The following is a 16,918-nucleotide window of genomic DNA, read 5'->3' on the forward strand; positions in this document are numbered from 1 at the left end:
TGTGACAGACACAGGAGAATGAGATGAATATTTCACAAGCCGCACTGGATGTTCTTGCCGAGCGCAAACGTCAGATCGAGGTCGAAGGTTGGACGCCGGAACACGACGACGAACACGATCTGTTCGAGTTGTCTCGCGCCGCTGCCTGCTACGCCATGCTGGCGGCAGGTTATCAGCCAGACAACGCCATGATCCGCAAACTGTGGCCGTTCTCGGATGAATGGTTGAAGCCAAGCGACACCAGACGCCGCGATCTGGTGAAAGCTACGGCAATGCTCATTGCGGACATCGAACGGATCGACCGGGCAGAAGGTGACAATGACGGCTGGCAAGACAACCGCGGCCGCATCCCGGATTGCGACTGATGAAATACCAGAGCGAAAGGAACGGTCGCGAGCCAGAGGGATACACGGGGAAACAAAGCGCCCGCACATGGTGCAGTTCTGAGTAGGCGATCCCGGCGCGTATCCGGGACGAGCGGGGTGGCCCGAGCGAAACAGGGCCAATGAGGGGAAGACACACCCCGCAGCCGGTGAAAGCCCGGTGATCAGATAGGAGAGAGACGATGGTGACAGTCATTAGCTCAGCAACCCACACCGCCAGAAAAGCGCACATGTGCGATAGCTGCCTGAGAAAGATCGAGGCCGGAACAACCTACCACAGATCGCGGTGCGTCGATGGCGGTGACGCTTGGACGTGGAAGTCGCATCCGGCATGCCAACGCGCCGGTGACATCCTTTGGGACATGGGCATCAGGGGAGAGGAAGACTGCCTGATCAACGTCATCGACATGGATCAGGAGGACCGCGAACTGGTCTACGCCAATGATCCCGAGACGTTCCGTCAAGTTTGGCCGGATCGCCCCGAACCGAAACAACCAACCTAACCCGGAGCCACACATGCATCTTTCAGAACTCATTTCTCAACTCGAAGACTTGCTCGACCAGAATGGAGACATGCTGGTGCAGTTGGACAGCGGCCAGCCGGTGCAAGAGGTGGATTTCGTCTATCCCATGGACCCCGGCATGAAGTCACCAGCCGTTCCTGCGGAAGCCGTCGTCATCAAGTAACCCTGAAAGGAAGACAAATGTCACAATCTATTCCGGTAGACGTTCTGGAAGGGGCAGCTCGCCGCATTGACTCCTATATGACCGACTATGGCGTGGTGTCCACTTGGGAAATCCACACGCTCGGGCTTCGTTTTGAAGCGCATTCAGGGGCGAACCGTACCAGCCTTCTTGTCGCATGGTCAGATTTGGCCTCAGCGCGCCTGCCCGGCGAGCTGATCCATAATACTGAAAAGGCCGCGCTTGCTGGCCTGTCCACCTAACCCGGAGCCCCCATGCACTACGTCGAAGAAATCACCATCACAGGCCGCGTGTCTCCGGCGATCTATGCCGAGGCACCGGTGATCAAAAATTGCCGGATTGCGAAGCCTGATAGCCTTGGCAACCGTGTGCATCACGGACCTGTCGAGATGAACCGAGGCCACGGCAACCTGACACTCAAACAGGCGCAGGAGCGGTATGGCTCCACGGGCCGCTTTACGAGGTGCTGAGATGATGGACCAACTATCCATGTTCGATCTGATGCGGACCCCTGCGACCATACTGCCTGTAGATCCATACGGAGAGGTAATACGTGGCCAGATAGACCACATCCTGACGCTTCCGCATCCGCGCATGGCGTGGCCGCTTGCGAGTATCGAGATCCACCAACACACGGACGAACGGTGGATGTGGGCCGTAAACATGGCTGGTGGCGGATACCGTGTTGGCGAGAAATGGGGAAAGTTCGCAGATAGCCGTGATGATGCGACCCACTACGCAGCAAAAGAGGTTCTGACGCAATGTGAGCGTGTCCAAGATCCGAATTCCATCGGCATATCAAAGGCGCAATTGCACCAGATTGAGGCGTGGGCGGAAGTTATCGCTTCGGACCCAGCCCGCGCACACCTCATGGAATTGGAGAACGTGGCATGACCGACGTGTCGAGAAAAATAGTCGATTCTTTCGCCAAAGCCATAGCCGATGCAGGCTGGTTTGAGGCTGCCGACTACATGAGAACCGGTTGGTTCCGTAACATCATCAAGTCTCACATGGATGCCGACGCAGAGCGCATCGCCGCGCTTGATGCCCGCGTGAAGGCGGCGGATGAACACCTTGTTGCGGCCCTTGAGGCGATCATCGAAGGCTATCCGCGATCCGACATCAGCCACGAGGACTTCCGCGTCCAAGTCACCCATTGGGCAGAGGACGCCATCGCCGAATACCGCAAGACGGAGGCGCCGTCATGACCGACAAACCGATCCGCTTTTCCGGGCCGATGATCCGCGCGCTTCTCGAAGGCCGTAAGTCGCAGACCAGAAGGATTTTGAAGCCGACAGCAGAGGCATTCGAGACGCCAAAATTCCGGCGTGGAGACCGACTTTGGGTGCGTGAGGCATGGCGCGTCGGCGCATGGCACTACAACAACGCCGAGATCGCAGTAGATTACGCCGACGGCCCACGCAAAGAGTGGCTTTACGTCGAAAACGGCGACATGCTCTATCGCCTAATTGACCAGTCGCGCGAAGACGCCAAGAAGGCAGGAGCGCCGCTGCGAGATAGCTATTACGAATATTCGTGGACACCGGGGCAAGGTCCGACGCGCTGGCGTCCATCAATCCACATGCCCCGCTGGGCCTCGCGTCTGACGCTGACCGTGACCGATGTGCGGGTACAGCGCTTGCAGGAGATCAGCGAGGCGGATGCGGTGGCTGAGGGCTGCAAAGGCTTTGTGTCCAGAGATGGAGAGGACGGGGAAGGCCCGCGTGAGGAGTTCCGCGCCCTCTGGGACAGCCTGAACGCAGATCGCGGCTTCGGCTGGTCCAAAAATCCGTGGTGCGCCGCCTACACCTTCACCGTCCACAAGTGCAACATCGACAAGATGGGCGGTGCAGCATGATCGACCCTTGGACAGCCGCATTTGCCCTCAACCGAGCAGAAAAGGAACGTCTCGACCGAGCCGTGCAGGAGCAGCGGGAAATCGCGAAGGAGATCGGGAAATGAACGAGTCGTGCGAAACATGCAAATTCGCTGTCATGATTGAACGTCTATTTGACGACAAGCCGGAGCGCGAGTGTCGAAGATACCCGCCGTCCGGGACGAGGCGTAAATTCCCCAAAATGCACGAAACTGAATGGTGCGGTGAATATGTTGAGGAGAAGGGGGGCGTGGAATGAAACGATCGGTAACGCTATCAAAAAAAGAGATCGACGAAGCTATTGCCGATTATGTTGAAAAGAATGCTGGTTTCAGGCCGAAACTGATCAGCCTTATGCATATTCCTGCTGATCGTCCTTTCGACTCTGAGACATGGCAAGCCGAAGCAATGGAGGGGTGATAATGGGTAAAATCACAACCACACCGGAGACCAAAGCCGCCCGACAACTCGCCGTTTACCTGAGCGCCGGGGTGAACATCCGCACCCGCATCAAGCCGGACGGGGAAATCATCCTTGAGCCAATCGACACAAACGTCAAATTGGACGAATCAGAAATCATTGATCTCACGGACTTCAAGCGGTGAAAAAAGAGCTTCCGAAATACGTCTACCGCATGGGGCGCGGGAACCATCCGCACTTTCGATGGCCGCGTGGATCAAAGCCGATCCGCATTAAGTCCGAGACCGGAACGGTGGAATTTCAGAAGGAATACACGCTCCTGCTTTCCGAGGCAAAACGAGGTATCGCCCAGGTAAGCGCCAAATACACGATGTCTGGGCTGATCGAGAGCTACCAGCAAAGCGAGCGCTGGAATGCACTCTCAGACCGAACGCAGAAGGATTATCAGAAGGTCTTGGACTTCTGGTCCGAAAAGACCGGTGCGCGTGACATTCGCAGGTTTGAGCGCAAGCACATCATCGCGGCGATGGACGCCAATAAGGATGCGGTGCGTTTTGCCAATTATGTGATGCAGGTGGCCCGCGTTCTGTTCGAGCATTCCATTGATCTCGGATGGCGCAAGGACAACCCGGCGCAAGGCGTCAAAAGCCTGAAAATGCCGAAGGCGAAGAGGCTGGACCGTGAGCCGTGGCCTGCGGAGAAGATCAAAGCTTTCCGTGCGCGCTATGCTTTCGAGACCCGTGAGCGCCTTCTGTTCGAGCTGTGCCTTGGATCAGGCCAGCGCATCGGGGATGTTCTGGAAATGAGATGGAGCGATATTGAGGGCGATGCGATCCGCGTCGTGCAGAACAAGACCGGCAAGGGGCTGTTGGTCCCGCTCACATCTGACCTCAGAAGCGCCCTCGTGTCTCACAGGTCGATCAACGCCGCATCTCGTCGGCAGAGCGTGTTCGTTCTGACCAACGCGCGCCGCTCCGGGCCTTGGAGCTATCGCGGGGCGTCACAGGCCATACGGAACGCCAGAGAGGCAGTTGGTGCCTTGAAATGGGATATTCACAGCCTTCGACACGCCGCTGCTACAGAGCTTTATGAGGTCGGGTGTGACATTCCTATGATCATGGCTGTGACCGGTATGTCTGAGAAGATGGTGCGGCACTACACAGCGCGCGCAAACCAGTTCACACTGGCGTCAAAAGCGCAGTTGAAGCGGGAGAAATAGGAGCGCCAATGAGCCGCATATTTCTCGTCATTGCATTCATGTTTTTCGGTCTTTCGACGGAGATTGTTCAAGCGTGGATCGTGGCCTTAACCGGTATAAATTATGAGCCATCACGCGACACTGGCGCCGCAACTAGCGCCGTCTTTTTCGTAGGACTGGCTATCTATTCAAAAATAGAAACCAATCAGAAAAATAGCTGAACAAAGGAACGGAACAAAAACAGAATGTTCAAACATCGGCTCTTGCACTGTTCAAACGCTTTGAGTAGAAGCGCGGAAAGCCACACGAAATAAGGCTCTTGGCGAGTTGGCGGAGTGGTGACGCAGCGGATTGCAAATCCGTCTACACCGGTTCGATTCCGGTACTCGCCTCCAAATCTTTTCAAGCACTTGTGTCATCATGGCCTCCTTGAGAGTGCGACCGTTTACAGGTCGGTTTACAGTTTTTTTCCATTTTTTGCCTTCCGGGCAGCTTCCAGCGCCCGATTCACTCGGTCGGTTTCGTCTTCGGAAATCACCGCATAATGCTCGATGACTTGGCTGGCATAGCGAATGCTCCAGCCCATGTATGACGCGATATCGTTCAGTCCCAGCCCCGCCTCCAGCAGCCGCGTTGCCGCCGTGCCGCGCGCGTCATAGAGCCGAAGATCGAACCCTTTGGCGTCAGGCGTCAGCTCTGGGATACGGTTGCGCCATCGGCTCACTGCCTTAGAGGCACTCTCTGCATCGAGCTTTTGTCCCTTGTCTCCCACGAGGATCAGCATCCGGTCGCTTGGCGTCGCATCCAAAAGCACCCCGAGCTTCTGTGACACCGGGATCGTAGCAATTTTGCTACGCTTGTTCGTACGCACTCGCAGCCTCCGACCATGCCGCGTTGCCTGAATGTGATCACGATTGAGGCCCGCCAGATCGCCAGGACGCAATCCCGTTTCGCAAGCGCAAATCAGTATGCGGCGAGCGTATTCGGGGGCAGCTTGGCAAAAGAGGTCAACGTCGGCGGGAGTCCAGACAATCTCTGCCCGATCTGCCTCATAGACCTTCGGCAACTTGTGGCAGAAGTGACGAGCAATCTTGCCGTTGTCCTCAGCCCAGTTCAGGAACCTCGTGACAACCGTTCCGCAATAGTCGAACTGCTTGGGGGAATGCGCCCATTGTTGCCGCCATTCAGATACCTCGCCCCGCGACTCTGGCTCGGCGAACATGGCGAATGGGTCATCAGCGAACTCTTGCTGAAATCGCAGCATCCATTTCTTGTAATCGCTCTGGGTACGAGGCTTTGTGCTTAGGAACTCGGCGGAATCGAGGAACTGATCAACGACAGACTTTGTCAGGTTGCGCGGTTCGGTTGGTCGCACTGCATGAGTCGAAAAGGCTGCGATGTATTCAACCCCATGTTTCGGAAAACTCAAGTCGCTTGACCAGAAGTAAGGACCGCCGCGCCAAGCATAATGCCGCTCTCGATACGTCCCATTCGCCAGCTTGCGCCTGACACGGTGTACGCCTTTCAACTCAATCCTTGCCACGACGCGCCCTCCTGATCGCGACAAAACTCTCTTTGGGAGGGTTGCCCATGTCCTGGCGGACCAGCCCTTGGGCTTCGTCTAATCGAGCACGGACCAACTTGGGGTCGTAAAACCCGCGTCGGCCAGGCACTGGGGTAATGCGCATTTGGCTACACCAATCCCGGAACGCGTTGTTCACGCCGGAATAACCGAGCGACTGGGCCAACTCCTCACCAGTGACCAACTCAATCATGGCCGCCCTCCTCTAAGGGAACAGCATCTGCTTCTGGCTGCAACAGCACTGCTAAATGCTTGGGATTCAAAAGCATTGCGCGGCCCAGTGACAGGTATTGTCCCGTTTCACGCGCCTTTGCCCGCAACGTTCGCGCCGAAACGTGCGCACCTTGCTGCCGCAGCATTGCGCACCACTCTTCCGGCGTTTTGGCTCCATCCACAACTGTCTGCATGTACGCCTCCTGAACTGCATATAACTACACGTTTTTGCGGCCAAGCATCACAAGTCCAGAATTGTCAGCGTGTCTTTTCAATCACGCTTAAAAACGGTAAAATACTGCCTATTTGCTAAAGGTATGGAAGTTCAACATGTCCTCCTCCCACCACCAAGGCTGGCACACGCGTCGGCAGCGCCAGAAGACTCGTCAGAAACAGAGGGAGATCTGGCAACAAGATGCCACTGAAGCCCGCAAGAAAGCCCGCCGAGGACTGGACCTTGCAGCGGGCCTAAAGGCATATCGTAAATTTTTAGGACTGACCCAAGCCCGGTTCGGGTGCGAGTTCGGTTACTCTGAAAAGTCGATACGAGATTACGAGGCCGGCATTCGTGATGTGCCCGGAGCCCTCATTTCCAAGATCCTGCTACGCGGTGACACTGAACTGCACTCGCTCTTCAACGTCAAACCCGACCCTGTCCCTCGACACATAAAATCGGCCATATTTCAACGCTTTCTCGAAGCGACCAAGTATTTTCAAAAGAAAAATCTATATGATCTGTTTGACGCACAGGAAGACATCATTGAGATCGGCTTCGAACTGCAGCACTTCGGCGCGATCCAAGACAGCGTTGTACGGGACCGTGTCGAACAGGCATGGCAAGGTATTGAGGCCATGTACGAGAACGGATGGCCTGGGTATGCAAACTTGGAATGGGAAGAGGAAGCCTTGGCGAAACAGATCGAGAGCGAAAGACGCCGCACACTCCGTCAGCGGCGCAAAAATAAAAAACGCACCTCTCAGAAATTTTAAGCTGTACAGTTTCCAGCTTGATCTGGCGCTCCTCTGAGCAATGCTCCCGAAAACGATCTCAGACCTGCCCGCCAACACCTTTGAATTTTTCAACAAAGGCAGCTACTTTCTCGAAGACGGCCGTCTTCTTGGTACGAAACTTCGGATTTAGCGGGCTCATTTTGGGAAGTATGGCATTGAGGTCAGCTCCGTTTTCACTCGCAAATTCTCGTTTTATGGAAGCAGAAATATAGCGTCTGGCTGCATCAGAATTTAGATCTTCCGATATGATAAGCTCTTCTACTTCCTTGCGTTGCTCTTCCTGAGCAAAAGAGAAAAATGCATCGATCACACCTGCCTTGTCATCGATCTGATCAAGATCAGTCTGATTGATAAAGTCCACAATCAGACTTTCTTTGGCACGATTTCCAAGGCTACCACGAATGACGCGGCGAGCATCCTCAATCAGATCCCTTTTGCTCTTCACCTTTTTGTTTTTCTCAAAGATGAGCTCGAGGATGTAGTCTAGGTTAATCTCCTGCGATTTCAGGAGATCCACTTCGAAAACGACGTCATCCCACTCGATATTGCTCTGTTCCTGCTCAGCCGACGACTTTTCCCGGCGCAGCCAGTCGCGAATGTCGTTGTATGTTGATCTATAGTCTTGAACTGCACGGTCTGAAGGCAGTTCTATCGCCTCAAGGTCGCGTAGATCCTCGTCGCTCAGGTAGTGCTTTTGCTTGAACTCTTCAACGGCAGCGGGATCTGCTAAATCCAACCCATGATAGGCTTTCAATGCAGAAAACTCATCGTAGTTCCTGAGCACATTCTCAACTCTCAGATACTCACCAAAGAGCTTCGCGAACTCTTTTTTATCTGCTTCTTTTACAATCTCATCCGGCTTTGGAAAGCGCTCGATCAACTCCTTCACAATATCAATGAACCCGCGCCGCGCCGCGCCGGTTTCCTGATCAACGAAACCATTCATGTACTCGTCGTAGCTCTTCTCAAGCACGACGTTCTTTGTGTTCTTATCACCGAACAGCGTGATCGCATCAACGGTCGCTTGCTCGAGGTCCCTGAACGCCACGATATTGCCGAACGTTTTAGTCGCATCATAGATCCGATTGGTTCTGGAGAACGCTTGCATCAAGCCATGAAAGCGAAGATTTTTGTCGACAAACAAGGTGTTAAGCGTTGGCGCGTCAAAGCCTGTAAGGAACATACCGACGACAATCAGTAAGTCGATTTCCCTCGAACGGACCCGACTGGCAAGATCGCGATAATAGTTTTGAAAACCACTGCTATCGACACTAAAATTCGTTTTAAAAAAGGAATTGTAATCTTTGACTGCGGCACCTAGAAACTCCTTGGCGCTGCTATTCATCGCTGACACGTCGAAGCTCTCGTCCTGAATGTCACCTATCGCATCTTGCTGTTCGTTGGCCGCAAACGAGAAGATCGTCGCGATCTTCAGCGGCTTTTCACTGCCCACCTGCAGAGCGTTCAAGGTTTCATAGTAGAGCTTCGCGGCATCTACACTGCTGACAGCAAACATTGCATTGAACCCGCTGCTGCCCGCTTGCAACCGGTGGGTTTTTTGACGGAAGTTGTTCAGTACATACTGAGAGACTTCCCGAATACGATCTGGATGCAGAAGCGCTTGTTTGTTTTCAGCCGCGCTTAGCTTTTTTTCGTCTTGTTCTGTCTCGATGGCTTTGAACCGGGGACGCACATCGTTGTAGTCGACCTTGAACTTCAAAACTTTTTCGTCGCGTATGGCATCGGTGATTACATAGGAATGTAGCTCACGCCCAAAAACACTCGCAGTCGTTTCAGCCCCTAGAGCATTTCCTTTCCGGATCATTTTGCCATCAACGATGTCATCTCCGAAAATCGGCGTTCCGGTGAAGCCGAACTGATAAAATCTTTTGAATTTCTTCTTCAGATTTTTCTGTGCCTCACCGAACTGACTCCGATGGCATTCATCGAAAATGAAGACCACCTGCTGGTCATACACCGGCAGGTCACTCTCAGATTTCATAAGGTTGTTCAGCTTTTGGATCGTCGTGACGATGATTTTGTTATCGTCCTTGCCCAAGTTGCGCTTCAACCCGGCCGTGCTGTCGGACCCATTGACACTATCAGGGGAAAACCTCTGGTATTCCTTCATGGTCTGGTAATCGAGGTCCTTGCGGTCCACGACAAAGAAGACTTTGTCGATGAAATCCAACTCCGTTGCCAACCGTGCCGCCTTGAAGCTCGTCAACGTTTTGCCAGAGCCTGTGGTGTGCCAAATGAAACCACCACTCTCCGGCTTTCTCCAGTTTTTGGCTTCATATGAGCTTTTGATCTTCCAAAGGATGCGTTCAGTCGCTGCAATCTGGTAAGGCCGCATGATCAGCAGAGTGTCGCTGACATCAAAAACGGAGTACTGCAACAGAACGTTCAGCAGCGTACGCTTCTGAAGGAAAGTTGCGGTGAAATCCTTGAGATCTTTGATCAGCTCATTGTCGGACTTCGCCCAGTTCATGGTGAAGTCGAAGCTGTTCTTGTTGCGTTTAGTCGTGTTGGCGAAATACCGGGTGTCGGTGCCATTCGAAATCACGAAGAGCTGCAGGAATTTGAAAAGGGAATGCTCGCTGTTGAAGCTTTCCTTGCTGTAGCGGTGAATCTGATTGAAGGCCTCCCGGATCGCCACGCCGCGCTTTTTCAGCTCGATCTGAACCAATGGCAAACCGTTGACCAGGATCGTCACGTCATAGCGATTGGCGTGCGTACCGACCTGTTCGAACTGCTTGATAACCTGCAGCTTATTGCGAGACATGTTCTTCTTGTCGAAGAGGTAAATGTTCTGGATGCGCCCGTCATCAAAGACGAAATCGTGGATATAGTCGTCGTGGATCTTACGGGTCTTGTCGACGATGCTGTCGCTTGGTTTGTCGAGGTAGGTCTCGACAAAACGCTTCCATTCATCATCTGAAAACATGACGTTGTTCAGCTGCTCCAGCTGCACCCGCGCATTGGCAAGCATGGAATCTGGAGTCGTCAAAACAGGCAGGAATTCATAGCCCTGATTGACCAGATCCTGCACCAATTCGCGTTCCAGATCATCTTCGCTCTGGTAGTGATCGGCGGCGTCCCACTCCTTGGTGTACTTGTCGAGGACGATGAAGTTCCTCGTTTCCGCGATGGTTTTTGTCTGCTCAACCATTTTGTTCGCCCTGCTTCCAATAACCGTAATTGTTAATCAAATTGTCCAGCAAGACCTCCACGTCTTCCTTTTGCTTCTCGGTCGGGTCTGCGACTTCTTCGAAGGCAAGCTCGCGGTGGCTATAGTGGTTTGTCAGCTTCTTGAGGTAATCAGCTCGACCTTCCGGCGCGGTCGAAAGAAGTTTTGTCCAATGCTCGTAACCCAGGAAATTTGCGGTCTTCTCATAGAGATTTCGTAGCAGATTGAAGTGGTACTTCTGGACACCGTCCTGATCGATGGCATCTCGAAGAATACTGATCAGATGATGATGGTATGAAAAACTCTTATTGGCCGCCCCGTTCTTCGGCTCAAGAAGGAATTGACCAGTCACGTTGCGCTTCAAGAGGTAGCGCGCTGCCCCGGTCAGTTCCTTACACAATACGTTAAAGAACAGCGGGTTGTGGGTGGTGACAATATACCGAACCCCATCGCCGTTCTCAAATCGGCTGGACGAGATCAAGCCTGCCAAGTCGATCGCCAGTTCGATCAAGTGATTTTCGTCAAGCGAACTGACCGGGTCATCAATAAACACATACTCCAGATCATCATATTCGTTGTCATCACGTTGAGAGGGATCAGGCTCTTTTCTGAGCGCAATAACCTCCTGCAACAACGTATAGAAAACGCTCCAGATAAGGTTGTTTTCCTCGCCCTTGGAAATCTTAACGTTGTTCTCAATGTTGTCCCCACCAGTGTACGCAAACCGAATTTCGGGGAAGGTCAAAACGTTGGTTCGTCTCCCCTCAATCTCTCTGACAACCGTCTCAGGGGGGAAGGATGGCGTGATACTGCGGCTGGTGTAATGTTGGAAGTTATTGATGATGTTTAACTCTTGCCCTCTATCCCTCAAAACCCAATCGACGAACGCATTTGGTTGAATGCGGATTTTTCGGTCTTCGTCGCCTTCGGTATCATTGTCCCAGACGAACAAATCCTCAGTGAAAGCACTGTAGTATAGAAACTTCCGCCTTGCCGGGGCTGGTTCATCATCCTCCGGATTCTTCGGGGCGATCTCGTTCTTCATAACGCGAGACAGGCGGGTCTTCCCCGTCCCATTGAAGGCGTAGATCAACTGCACCTTCTTATCGGCGGCGCGCAGCTGTTGTGCGATCTCCTCGAGGGTCTTGCTCATTTACGCGGCCTCCTCGGGTTTGGGGAAGCTCAAGAGCAGGTCGCGGTAGTATTCATACTGCTGCTGACGCAACTTGATCTCACGCGGCAGGCCCTCGCTGAGCGATGTGGTCAGCGTGTCGAACTTGTCGAGAATGTTGACGATCCGGGCCTGCTCTTTTGCCGATCTTTCAGGATCGCCAGGACACGGGATAGGAAATGGAGTGCCTTCTATCATTGGCTTCGTCAGCTGCGGAATTCCAGCCTCGGGAACCTTATAGCTATTCTCAATTGTTTTCATGAAATGGTATGCAAATCTGAGATTTATCCCAGTCTTCGGGGTCAAGACGATTAACCTAACTATTGGAAAAAATGGTTCTTCTCGGTGGCTTGTCCAGCCAATCGTGCCGCGAGCAGAGACAGTCAAGCTAGGCTTCTCCACCTTCGCCTTGTTGGTCCAACCATAGAGTGCTTTTTCGCCAATCCCGTTCGACAAGATTGGAATTGTATAATCCTCCGTAAGGACCTTAGACATTGAGCCCTTAGGCGCATCGCCTCCAGCAAAAATGTCAAAGACTTCCCCGAGTGATTTCCATTCCACGTCACCATCATCGAAACTCAGTAGCTGGTGACGGTAGTGGTTGTATTGCTGCTTGCGGGCCTTAAGTTCGGCTGTCAGCTCGGCTGTCAGCTCGGTGAAACTGTCCAAAATCCGAACAATCTCCGCTTGGATCGCCAGCGATTTTTCTGGGTCCTCAGGGCATGGGATGGGGACCGGATATTGAATAATCTGTGGCTTGCTTCCGCGAGGCATCTTTGCCCCTTTGGAATGCTGAATATTGTACTCAAAGAACTTTTCATCTGTGAGGACCTGATACAGATAGCGAGGGTTCACAACGTCGTCCGTTGGATGGATAACCAAAACGTCACCGTTGGTTCCGCCTGTCCGGTCGGCAAGCCAGATCTTCCTAAGGTAGGGGCGAATATTTCCGATTAGAATGTCACCCGCTCGAAACTCAGTCAGATTGCCAGAAGTGGGCACATAGTTTGAGTCCACCCTTCCAGCTCGATTCTGCAGAAGGTTGTCCACGCCCACATAGTTTGTCTTGTCGAGGTCCTCGGAACTGATCCGCGTCTTGGAATACTGCGCGATATCGCCCAATGGCTTCCACGCCACCGAGGCCCCATTCAGCAGCTTTTCTAGAAAGCCCCGATCGCTCATGCCTCGATCTCCGCGACGATGGCGTCGATGTCTGCGCGCAGCTGGTCGATCTTGGCGACAGTGGTCACCAGCTTCGCGTTCAACTCCTTGATATTGACAACTTCGCGGGTGTCCTTGGGTTCAACATAGGCACTGACCGACAGGTTATAGTCTTTCTCGACAATCGTATCATAGGGGACGGTTTCGGCCACATGAGGCACGTTCTCTTTGCTGTCGAACAGATCCATGATCCGCCCAATGTGCCGATCTTCCATAAAATTGTTGTTCGTGCCCTTGCGGAAGAAGGTATCCTCCTCGGTCGCATCGATGAACTGAACGGTCGTGTCTGTCTTGTTCTTGGCAAGCACCAGAATGTTCACCGCAATGGTCGTGCCGAAAAACAGGTTCGGCGCGAGCGCGATCACCGTTTCAACGTAGTTGTTGTCGACGAGATACTTACGGATCTTCTGCTCTGCGCCGCCACGGTAGAAGATACCGGGGAAGCAAACGATCGCGGCCCGCCCCTTGGCCGACAGGTAGTGCAGCGCATGAAGGACAAAGGCGAAATCCGCCTTCGACTTCGGGGCAAGCACACCGGCGGGGGCGAAACGCTCATCATTGATCAGGGTTGGATCGTCCGAACCCTTCCAGTTCACAGAATAGGGCGGGTTTGACACGATGGCATCAAAAGGCTTGTCATCGCCAAAGTGCGGCTCCATCAACGTGTTGCCGTGCTGGATGTTGAACTTGTCGTAGTTGATGTTGTGCAGGAACATGTTCATGCGGGCGAGGTTGTAGGTCGTGTAGTTGATTTCCTGCCCGAAGAAGCCGTCTTCGATGATGTGTTTCTCAAACTCGTCCTTGGCCTGCAAAAGCAGAGACCCTGACCCCGCCGCCGGATCGTAGATTTTGTTGACGCTGGTCTGCTTATGCATGGCCAGTTTGGCGATGAGTTTGGACACGTGGGTCGGCGTGAAGAACTCGCCGCCAGATTTGCCCGCGTTGGCCGCGTAGTTCGAGATCAGGAACTCATAGGCGTCACCGAACAAGTCGCCTTCGTTGTCGTCGAACTTCAACGGCAAGCCTGCCACGCCTTTGAGGACCTCAGCCAGTCTTTCGTTCTTCTGTTTGACCGTGCTGCCCAAGCGATTGCTTGTGGTGTCAAAATCGGCAAAGAGACCGTAAATATCCTGCTCGGACGGGTAGCCACTGGCCGAAGCCTCGATCGCCGAAAAGATCTCGGCAAGGTCAGTGTTCAAGCTGTCGTTCTTGTTCGCGGTTTTCACCACGTTTTGAAAGAGCTGGCTGGGATAGATGAAGTAGCCCTTGGTCTTAATCGCGTCGATTTTGGCTTCATCCGGGACGTCTGCGTCGGACATGCCTGGATAGTTGATGCCGTCGTCGCCACCTTCGATGTAGTTGGTGAAGTTTTCACTAATGAAGCGATAGAATAATGCACCCAAGACAAACTGCTTGAAGTCCCAGCCGTCAACCGCGCCACGCACTTTGTTGGCAATTTGCCAGATTTGCCGATGCAATGCTTCAACCTGTTGCTGACCTGTCATTTTTCCTGCCCTTCTTGTCTTTTTTCTTGCTCAGCAATCCAGCGATCGATCTCGCTTTTGCGAAACCGCCATGCGCTTCCCACCTTGAACCCGGGAACCTTGCCCTCTGAGGCAAAACGATAGGCTGTTTTTTCCGCTATTTTCAGGAATGCGGCGAGCTCCTTTACGGTCAAAACATCATCATCTTGCATCTTGGGGCCCTTCATTTGGGAAGCAGGCGGAAAATAGGGGAAAGGAGTGGAGCGGGCAAGAGAGGAGCGCAGGATCAATCCTTACTTGAACAACTCCGCCACAGGCACCCCGAGTGCCTCGGCGATCCTCAGGATCGTCTTAAGGCCCGGATTACGTTCCCCGCGCTCGATGCCGCCGATATAGGTGCGGTCAAGCTCCACGGTCAGGGCAAAGCCTTCCTGTGAATAGCCCTGTGCCTTGCGCAGCTCGCGCAGGCACTTCTCGAAATCCTCGATTGTATCATGCACCCAGCTCTGCACGTGCAACATCGTCTAGGATCATACGACCATCGCATCCAATCGCTCTCACGATCTGGACGAATTCGACGACCTCCACCTTCCGTTCACCGTTCTCGTATTTGGCTACGAAGGACTGAGGCCGTTCGAGGCGGTCTGCCAACTCGGTCTGTGTCAGCCCTGCGTTCAGTCGTGCCTGTTTCAGCGCCGCCATTAGCGCCAAGTGGCCCGGACTGCGCAAGGTTCTTCCCATCATTTGAACTCCGAATAAATCCGGAATTCGGATAATCCTTCTTGAGAATTATCCCATTTTGGGTTATTTTTCTGATTGCCCGCGCAGGCTGATGCGGGTTGCATATTTCTGTGGAGAATTTGAAAACGTGAAGAGATTTGTAGCCGCCGCCCTCACCGCATTCCTGCCCCTTTCCGCCCACGCCCAGGACCACCTGACCGAAACGCTCACACCCGAACCGCGCCCATACCCCTACGCCATCCTCGACATTCAGCCGGGGGCCGAGGCGATGGAGGCGAGCAGCATGTTCGGCGAACGGATGATGCTGGTCCTCGTGCCCGAACAGGTCGCTCTGCGGGTCGAGAATGGCGAGGGGCGCGCCTTTGCCCTGACCTTCGACCAGAAGCTGGTAACGCAAGGCGTGGGGCTGCACACCCGCATGGGCCGCGATCCCTATACCGAGATCACCGCCACGCTGGCGACCGAGGCCATGGGAGGGCGGGTGCTGCAAATCCGGCGCACGATGCGCGAGCCGAATGAGAACCTGCCAGAGCCTGCCGCGCTGATCGCGCAGTTGGAGGAGCGCTACGGCCCGCCGTCGCAACGCACGGCTTATGGTGCGACCTGGGCGTGGGGAGATGAGGGCTTTATTCCCGATCTTGACGGTCAGCCGCTGCACGAGATCACGACAGTTGACCGCTTTGGTTCCCGCAAGACGACGCAGTATCGGCCCTGTTCAGGCGGTTTCAGTGGCGATGCCGAGTACCGTTTCCGCCAGCACCGCGAAACGCAGATCATGCCGGGGTGCACGGCGCTGTTCTCGGTCAGCTTCAACGGCGGTGCGCAGACTTCAACTGTCAGCTTTTCGCTGACCGATTTCGACCTGATCCGCCAGCATGTGGCCGAAGTAGATCGTCAAATCATCGAGGCACTGACGGACGACGCGCCGGTCGCGCCCGCCGATATGGACCTGTGAGGCCATGACCGACACTGCATCTGAGACCCAGACCTGCCCGTTCGGGCAGACGTTTGCCCAAACTGTCTGGCCACCAAGGACACGACGCCCGAATGGGCCAAGCGCCTGAAGGTCTACTGGTCGGCTGCTGTCGTCATATTCATAGGGCTTGCGCTCACGTTCATAGACGGCAAGGGCATGAACTGGTGGGGAATACCTTTTGTGGGCGTGGGCGTCTTTTTCCTGCTCAAGGCCCGCAAGGTGGACGTCTCGGAGGTGGTTTGGCACCGCAAGGAATAGGATAGCCCTCTCATGGAAACTCATTGGATCGACAGCCCAAAACACCAAGCCGACCGCAAGGAACTGGCTGACCTTTGCGGTCGCCCCCGCACTCCGGCAGAAGACGCACGGCTTGCGGAGCTGGAGGAACGGGTGCGAAACTGGGCACATCTCAATCAGGCCGCAGAGGAGTTCGTGAACGGTGCGCCATGAGCGGCTGTGCTCGCTCTTCGAACTCCAGTTGTTGCCACGCAGGACCAATATGTCGAAAGCCACCTCCAACAAACCGTTCCGGGCGAAATGCACGCTCTGCAACACCATTGCGGAAAGCTGGCACTATGCAGCCAAAGCGCCGAAAGGGGCGACCAAGGGCATGGCGTCTTGCGAATGTGGCAACATCACCGTCGATAGCTTGGGCTACAAGAACCTCGGGCGGGTTTTCGAAAAGCAACCAGGCACGGCAGAAGGCGTGGAGTGATCCGCTATTCTCCGCATCTGGTGCGGAGAATA

General features: G+C 54.1%; 26 protein-coding genes and 1 tRNA gene. 17 read left to right on the forward strand and 10 right to left on the reverse strand.

The window, feature by feature from the left end:
• The first annotated feature begins 23 nt into the window (after window positions 1–23).
• From CEW89_RS08580 to CEW89_RS08630, 13 genes are all read left to right on the forward strand, one after another.
• Window positions 24–365 carry a hypothetical protein gene (locus tag CEW89_RS08580; protein WP_096805608.1) on the forward strand — a complete coding sequence of 114 codons (342 nt, stop codon included), beginning with the start codon at window positions 24–26 and terminating at the stop codon, window positions 363–365.
• 200 nt (window positions 366–565) lie between these two features.
• Window positions 566–886, forward strand: coding sequence for a hypothetical protein (locus tag CEW89_RS08585; protein ID WP_157779798.1), 321 nt, complete (start codon window positions 566–568; stop codon window positions 884–886).
• A 13-nt stretch (window positions 887–899) separates the two neighbouring features.
• Window positions 900–1,070, forward strand: a complete 171-nt coding sequence (locus CEW89_RS20760; protein ID WP_157779799.1) for a hypothetical protein — start codon at window positions 900–902, stop codon at window positions 1,068–1,070.
• A 17-nt stretch (window positions 1,071–1,087) separates the two neighbouring features.
• Complete coding sequence (locus CEW89_RS08590) at window positions 1,088–1,330, forward strand: hypothetical protein (protein ID WP_096805610.1); 243 nt, start codon at window positions 1,088–1,090, stop codon at window positions 1,328–1,330.
• 12 nt (window positions 1,331–1,342) lie between these two features.
• A complete protein-coding gene (locus tag CEW89_RS08595; RefSeq protein WP_096805611.1) occupies window positions 1,343–1,558 on the forward strand; it encodes a hypothetical protein in 216 nt (71 codons plus the stop codon).
• 19 nt (window positions 1,559–1,577) lie between these two features.
• Window positions 1,578–1,982 carry a hypothetical protein gene (locus tag CEW89_RS08600; protein WP_157779800.1) on the forward strand — a complete coding sequence of 135 codons (405 nt, stop codon included), beginning with the start codon at window positions 1,578–1,580 and terminating at the stop codon, window positions 1,980–1,982.
• Window positions 1,979–2,296, forward strand: a complete 318-nt coding sequence (locus CEW89_RS08605) for a hypothetical protein (RefSeq protein WP_096805613.1) — start codon at window positions 1,979–1,981, stop codon at window positions 2,294–2,296. Before CEW89_RS08600 ends, CEW89_RS08605 begins: the two co-directional genes overlap by 4 nt.
• Window positions 2,293–2,946 (forward strand): hypothetical protein, encoded by a 654-nt coding sequence (locus tag CEW89_RS08610; RefSeq protein WP_096805614.1) that lies wholly within the window; start codon window positions 2,293–2,295, stop codon window positions 2,944–2,946. Before CEW89_RS08605 ends, CEW89_RS08610 begins: the two co-directional genes overlap by 4 nt.
• 273 nt (window positions 2,947–3,219) lie before the next feature.
• Window positions 3,220–3,384, forward strand: coding sequence for a hypothetical protein (locus tag CEW89_RS20765; RefSeq protein ID WP_157779801.1), 165 nt, complete (start codon window positions 3,220–3,222; stop codon window positions 3,382–3,384).
• 2 nt (window positions 3,385–3,386) lie between these two features.
• A complete protein-coding gene (locus CEW89_RS08615; RefSeq protein ID WP_096805615.1) occupies window positions 3,387–3,569 on the forward strand; it encodes a hypothetical protein in 183 nt (60 codons plus the stop codon).
• A gap of 29 nt (window positions 3,570–3,598) precedes the next feature.
• Window positions 3,599–4,603, forward strand: a complete 1,005-nt coding sequence (locus CEW89_RS08620) for a tyrosine-type recombinase/integrase (protein WP_096805616.1) — start codon at window positions 3,599–3,601, stop codon at window positions 4,601–4,603.
• Window positions 4,604–4,611: 8 nt separating this feature from the next.
• Window positions 4,612–4,803, forward strand: coding sequence for a hypothetical protein (locus tag CEW89_RS08625; RefSeq protein WP_096805617.1), 192 nt, complete (start codon window positions 4,612–4,614; stop codon window positions 4,801–4,803).
• A 100-nt stretch (window positions 4,804–4,903) separates the two neighbouring features.
• Window positions 4,904–4,977, forward strand: a tRNA-Cys gene (locus tag CEW89_RS08630).
• Window positions 4,978–5,039: 62 nt separating this feature from the next.
• Here CEW89_RS08630 and CEW89_RS08635 read toward each other — a convergent pair.
• The 3 genes from CEW89_RS08635 to CEW89_RS08645 are packed head-to-tail and all read right to left on the reverse strand — an operon-like array spanning window position 5,040 to window position 6,571.
• The gene (locus CEW89_RS08635; RefSeq protein ID WP_244906179.1) at window positions 5,040–6,125 is read right to left on the reverse strand and encodes a tyrosine-type recombinase/integrase; all 1,086 of its coding nucleotides are present in this window, start codon (window positions 6,123–6,125) and stop codon (window positions 5,040–5,042) included.
• On the reverse strand, window positions 6,112–6,357 hold the full coding sequence (locus CEW89_RS08640) for a hypothetical protein (RefSeq protein ID WP_096805619.1): 246 nt from the start codon (window positions 6,355–6,357) through the stop codon (window positions 6,112–6,114). The genes CEW89_RS08635 and CEW89_RS08640 overlap by 14 nt, the downstream gene beginning before the upstream one ends.
• Window positions 6,350–6,571, reverse strand: a complete 222-nt coding sequence (locus CEW89_RS08645) for a hypothetical protein (RefSeq protein ID WP_096805620.1) — start codon at window positions 6,569–6,571, stop codon at window positions 6,350–6,352. The genes CEW89_RS08640 and CEW89_RS08645 overlap by 8 nt, the downstream gene beginning before the upstream one ends.
• A 136-nt stretch (window positions 6,572–6,707) precedes the next feature.
• Between CEW89_RS08645 and CEW89_RS08650 the strand changes: the two genes are divergently transcribed.
• Window positions 6,708–7,367, forward strand: coding sequence for a helix-turn-helix domain-containing protein (locus CEW89_RS08650; protein ID WP_096805621.1), 660 nt, complete (start codon window positions 6,708–6,710; stop codon window positions 7,365–7,367).
• Window positions 7,368–7,425: 58 nt separating this feature from the next.
• Here the strand turns inward: CEW89_RS08650 and CEW89_RS08655 are convergent, their stop codons facing one another.
• The 7 genes from CEW89_RS08655 to CEW89_RS08685 form a co-directional block, all read right to left on the reverse strand.
• Window positions 7,426–10,560, reverse strand: a complete 3,135-nt coding sequence (locus tag CEW89_RS08655; RefSeq protein ID WP_096805622.1) for a type I restriction endonuclease subunit R — start codon at window positions 10,558–10,560, stop codon at window positions 7,426–7,428.
• Window positions 10,553–11,731 carry an ATP-binding protein gene (locus CEW89_RS08660; protein ID WP_096805623.1) on the reverse strand — a complete coding sequence of 393 codons (1,179 nt, stop codon included), beginning with the start codon at window positions 11,729–11,731 and terminating at the stop codon, window positions 10,553–10,555. The genes CEW89_RS08655 and CEW89_RS08660 overlap by 8 nt, the downstream gene beginning before the upstream one ends.
• Window positions 11,732–12,931 carry a restriction endonuclease subunit S gene (locus CEW89_RS08665; protein WP_096805624.1) on the reverse strand — a complete coding sequence of 400 codons (1,200 nt, stop codon included), beginning with the start codon at window positions 12,929–12,931 and terminating at the stop codon, window positions 11,732–11,734. It abuts the gene before it with no gap.
• On the reverse strand, window positions 12,928–14,475 hold the full coding sequence (locus tag CEW89_RS08670) for a type I restriction-modification system subunit M (protein WP_096805625.1): 1,548 nt from the start codon (window positions 14,473–14,475) through the stop codon (window positions 12,928–12,930). The genes CEW89_RS08665 and CEW89_RS08670 overlap by 4 nt, the downstream gene beginning before the upstream one ends.
• Window positions 14,472–14,666 carry a helix-turn-helix domain-containing protein gene (locus CEW89_RS08675; RefSeq protein ID WP_096805626.1) on the reverse strand — a complete coding sequence of 65 codons (195 nt, stop codon included), beginning with the start codon at window positions 14,664–14,666 and terminating at the stop codon, window positions 14,472–14,474. The genes CEW89_RS08670 and CEW89_RS08675 overlap by 4 nt, the downstream gene beginning before the upstream one ends.
• A gap of 81 nt (window positions 14,667–14,747) precedes the next feature.
• Window positions 14,748–14,975 (reverse strand): helix-turn-helix domain-containing protein, encoded by a 228-nt coding sequence (locus tag CEW89_RS08680; RefSeq protein WP_096805627.1) that lies wholly within the window; start codon window positions 14,973–14,975, stop codon window positions 14,748–14,750.
• Window positions 14,947–15,198: a helix-turn-helix domain-containing protein gene (locus tag CEW89_RS08685; RefSeq protein WP_425321026.1), complete on the reverse strand. Its 252-nt coding sequence runs from the start codon at window positions 15,196–15,198 to the stop codon at window positions 14,947–14,949. The genes CEW89_RS08680 and CEW89_RS08685 overlap by 29 nt, the downstream gene beginning before the upstream one ends.
• A gap of 124 nt (window positions 15,199–15,322) precedes the next feature.
• Here CEW89_RS08685 and CEW89_RS08690 point away from each other — a divergent pair, with 124 nt between their 5' ends.
• From CEW89_RS08690 to CEW89_RS08700, 3 genes are all read left to right on the forward strand, one after another.
• Window positions 15,323–16,150 (forward strand): hypothetical protein, encoded by an 828-nt coding sequence (locus CEW89_RS08690; protein ID WP_157779802.1) that lies wholly within the window; start codon window positions 15,323–15,325, stop codon window positions 16,148–16,150.
• Between the two features lie 291 nt (window positions 16,151–16,441).
• Window positions 16,442–16,621 (forward strand): hypothetical protein, encoded by a 180-nt coding sequence (locus tag CEW89_RS08695; protein ID WP_096805629.1) that lies wholly within the window; start codon window positions 16,442–16,444, stop codon window positions 16,619–16,621.
• A 49-nt stretch (window positions 16,622–16,670) separates the two neighbouring features.
• Complete coding sequence (locus CEW89_RS08700) at window positions 16,671–16,886, forward strand: hypothetical protein (protein ID WP_096805630.1); 216 nt, start codon at window positions 16,671–16,673, stop codon at window positions 16,884–16,886.
• Window positions 16,887–16,918 lie beyond the last annotated feature (32 nt).

This window comes from Celeribacter ethanolicus (assembly GCF_002407265.1).
Classification (GTDB): domain Bacteria; phylum Pseudomonadota; class Alphaproteobacteria; order Rhodobacterales; family Rhodobacteraceae; genus Celeribacter; species Celeribacter ethanolicus.

Bases quoted from the DNA above. Each gene is read 5' to 3' on its own strand.
- CEW89_RS08580 (WP_096805608.1), top strand. From the start codon at position 24: ATGAATATTTCACAAGCCGCACTGGATGTTCTTGCCGAGCGCAAACGT.
- CEW89_RS08585 (WP_157779798.1), top strand. From the start codon at position 566: ATGGTGACAGTCATTAGCTCAGCAACCCACACCGCCAGAAAAGCGCAC.
- CEW89_RS20760 (WP_157779799.1), top strand. From the start codon at position 900: ATGCATCTTTCAGAACTCATTTCTCAACTCGAAGACTTGCTCGACCAG.
- CEW89_RS08590 (WP_096805610.1), top strand. From the start codon at position 1,088: ATGTCACAATCTATTCCGGTAGACGTTCTGGAAGGGGCAGCTCGCCGC.
- CEW89_RS08595 (WP_096805611.1), top strand. From the start codon at position 1,343: ATGCACTACGTCGAAGAAATCACCATCACAGGCCGCGTGTCTCCGGCG.
- CEW89_RS08600 (WP_157779800.1), top strand. From the start codon at position 1,578: ATGTTCGATCTGATGCGGACCCCTGCGACCATACTGCCTGTAGATCCA.
- CEW89_RS08605 (WP_096805613.1), top strand. From the start codon at position 1,979: ATGACCGACGTGTCGAGAAAAATAGTCGATTCTTTCGCCAAAGCCATA.
- CEW89_RS08610 (WP_096805614.1), top strand. From the start codon at position 2,293: ATGACCGACAAACCGATCCGCTTTTCCGGGCCGATGATCCGCGCGCTT.
- CEW89_RS20765 (WP_157779801.1), top strand. From the start codon at position 3,220: ATGAAACGATCGGTAACGCTATCAAAAAAAGAGATCGACGAAGCTATT.
- CEW89_RS08615 (WP_096805615.1), top strand. From the start codon at position 3,387: ATGGGTAAAATCACAACCACACCGGAGACCAAAGCCGCCCGACAACTC.
- CEW89_RS08620 (WP_096805616.1), top strand. From the start codon at position 3,599: ATGGGGCGCGGGAACCATCCGCACTTTCGATGGCCGCGTGGATCAAAG.
- CEW89_RS08625 (WP_096805617.1), top strand. From the start codon at position 4,612: ATGAGCCGCATATTTCTCGTCATTGCATTCATGTTTTTCGGTCTTTCG.
- CEW89_RS08640 (WP_096805619.1), bottom strand. From the start codon at position 6,357: ATGATTGAGTTGGTCACTGGTGAGGAGTTGGCCCAGTCGCTCGGTTAT.
- CEW89_RS08645 (WP_096805620.1), bottom strand. From the start codon at position 6,571: ATGCAGACAGTTGTGGATGGAGCCAAAACGCCGGAAGAGTGGTGCGCA.
- CEW89_RS08650 (WP_096805621.1), top strand. From the start codon at position 6,708: ATGTCCTCCTCCCACCACCAAGGCTGGCACACGCGTCGGCAGCGCCAG.
- CEW89_RS08655 (WP_096805622.1), bottom strand. From the start codon at position 10,560: ATGGTTGAGCAGACAAAAACCATCGCGGAAACGAGGAACTTCATCGTC.
- CEW89_RS08660 (WP_096805623.1), bottom strand. From the start codon at position 11,731: ATGAGCAAGACCCTCGAGGAGATCGCACAACAGCTGCGCGCCGCCGAT.
- CEW89_RS08665 (WP_096805624.1), bottom strand. From the start codon at position 12,931: ATGAGCGATCGGGGCTTTCTAGAAAAGCTGCTGAATGGGGCCTCGGTG.
- CEW89_RS08670 (WP_096805625.1), bottom strand. From the start codon at position 14,475: ATGACAGGTCAGCAACAGGTTGAAGCATTGCATCGGCAAATCTGGCAA.
- CEW89_RS08675 (WP_096805626.1), bottom strand. From the start codon at position 14,666: ATGCAAGATGATGATGTTTTGACCGTAAAGGAGCTCGCCGCATTCCTG.
- CEW89_RS08680 (WP_096805627.1), bottom strand. From the start codon at position 14,975: ATGTTGCACGTGCAGAGCTGGGTGCATGATACAATCGAGGATTTCGAG.
- CEW89_RS08685 (WP_425321026.1), bottom strand. From the start codon at position 15,198: ATGATGGGAAGAACCTTGCGCAGTCCGGGCCACTTGGCGCTAATGGCG.
- CEW89_RS08695 (WP_096805629.1), top strand. From the start codon at position 16,442: ATGGAAACTCATTGGATCGACAGCCCAAAACACCAAGCCGACCGCAAG.
- CEW89_RS08700 (WP_096805630.1), top strand. From the start codon at position 16,671: ATGTCGAAAGCCACCTCCAACAAACCGTTCCGGGCGAAATGCACGCTC.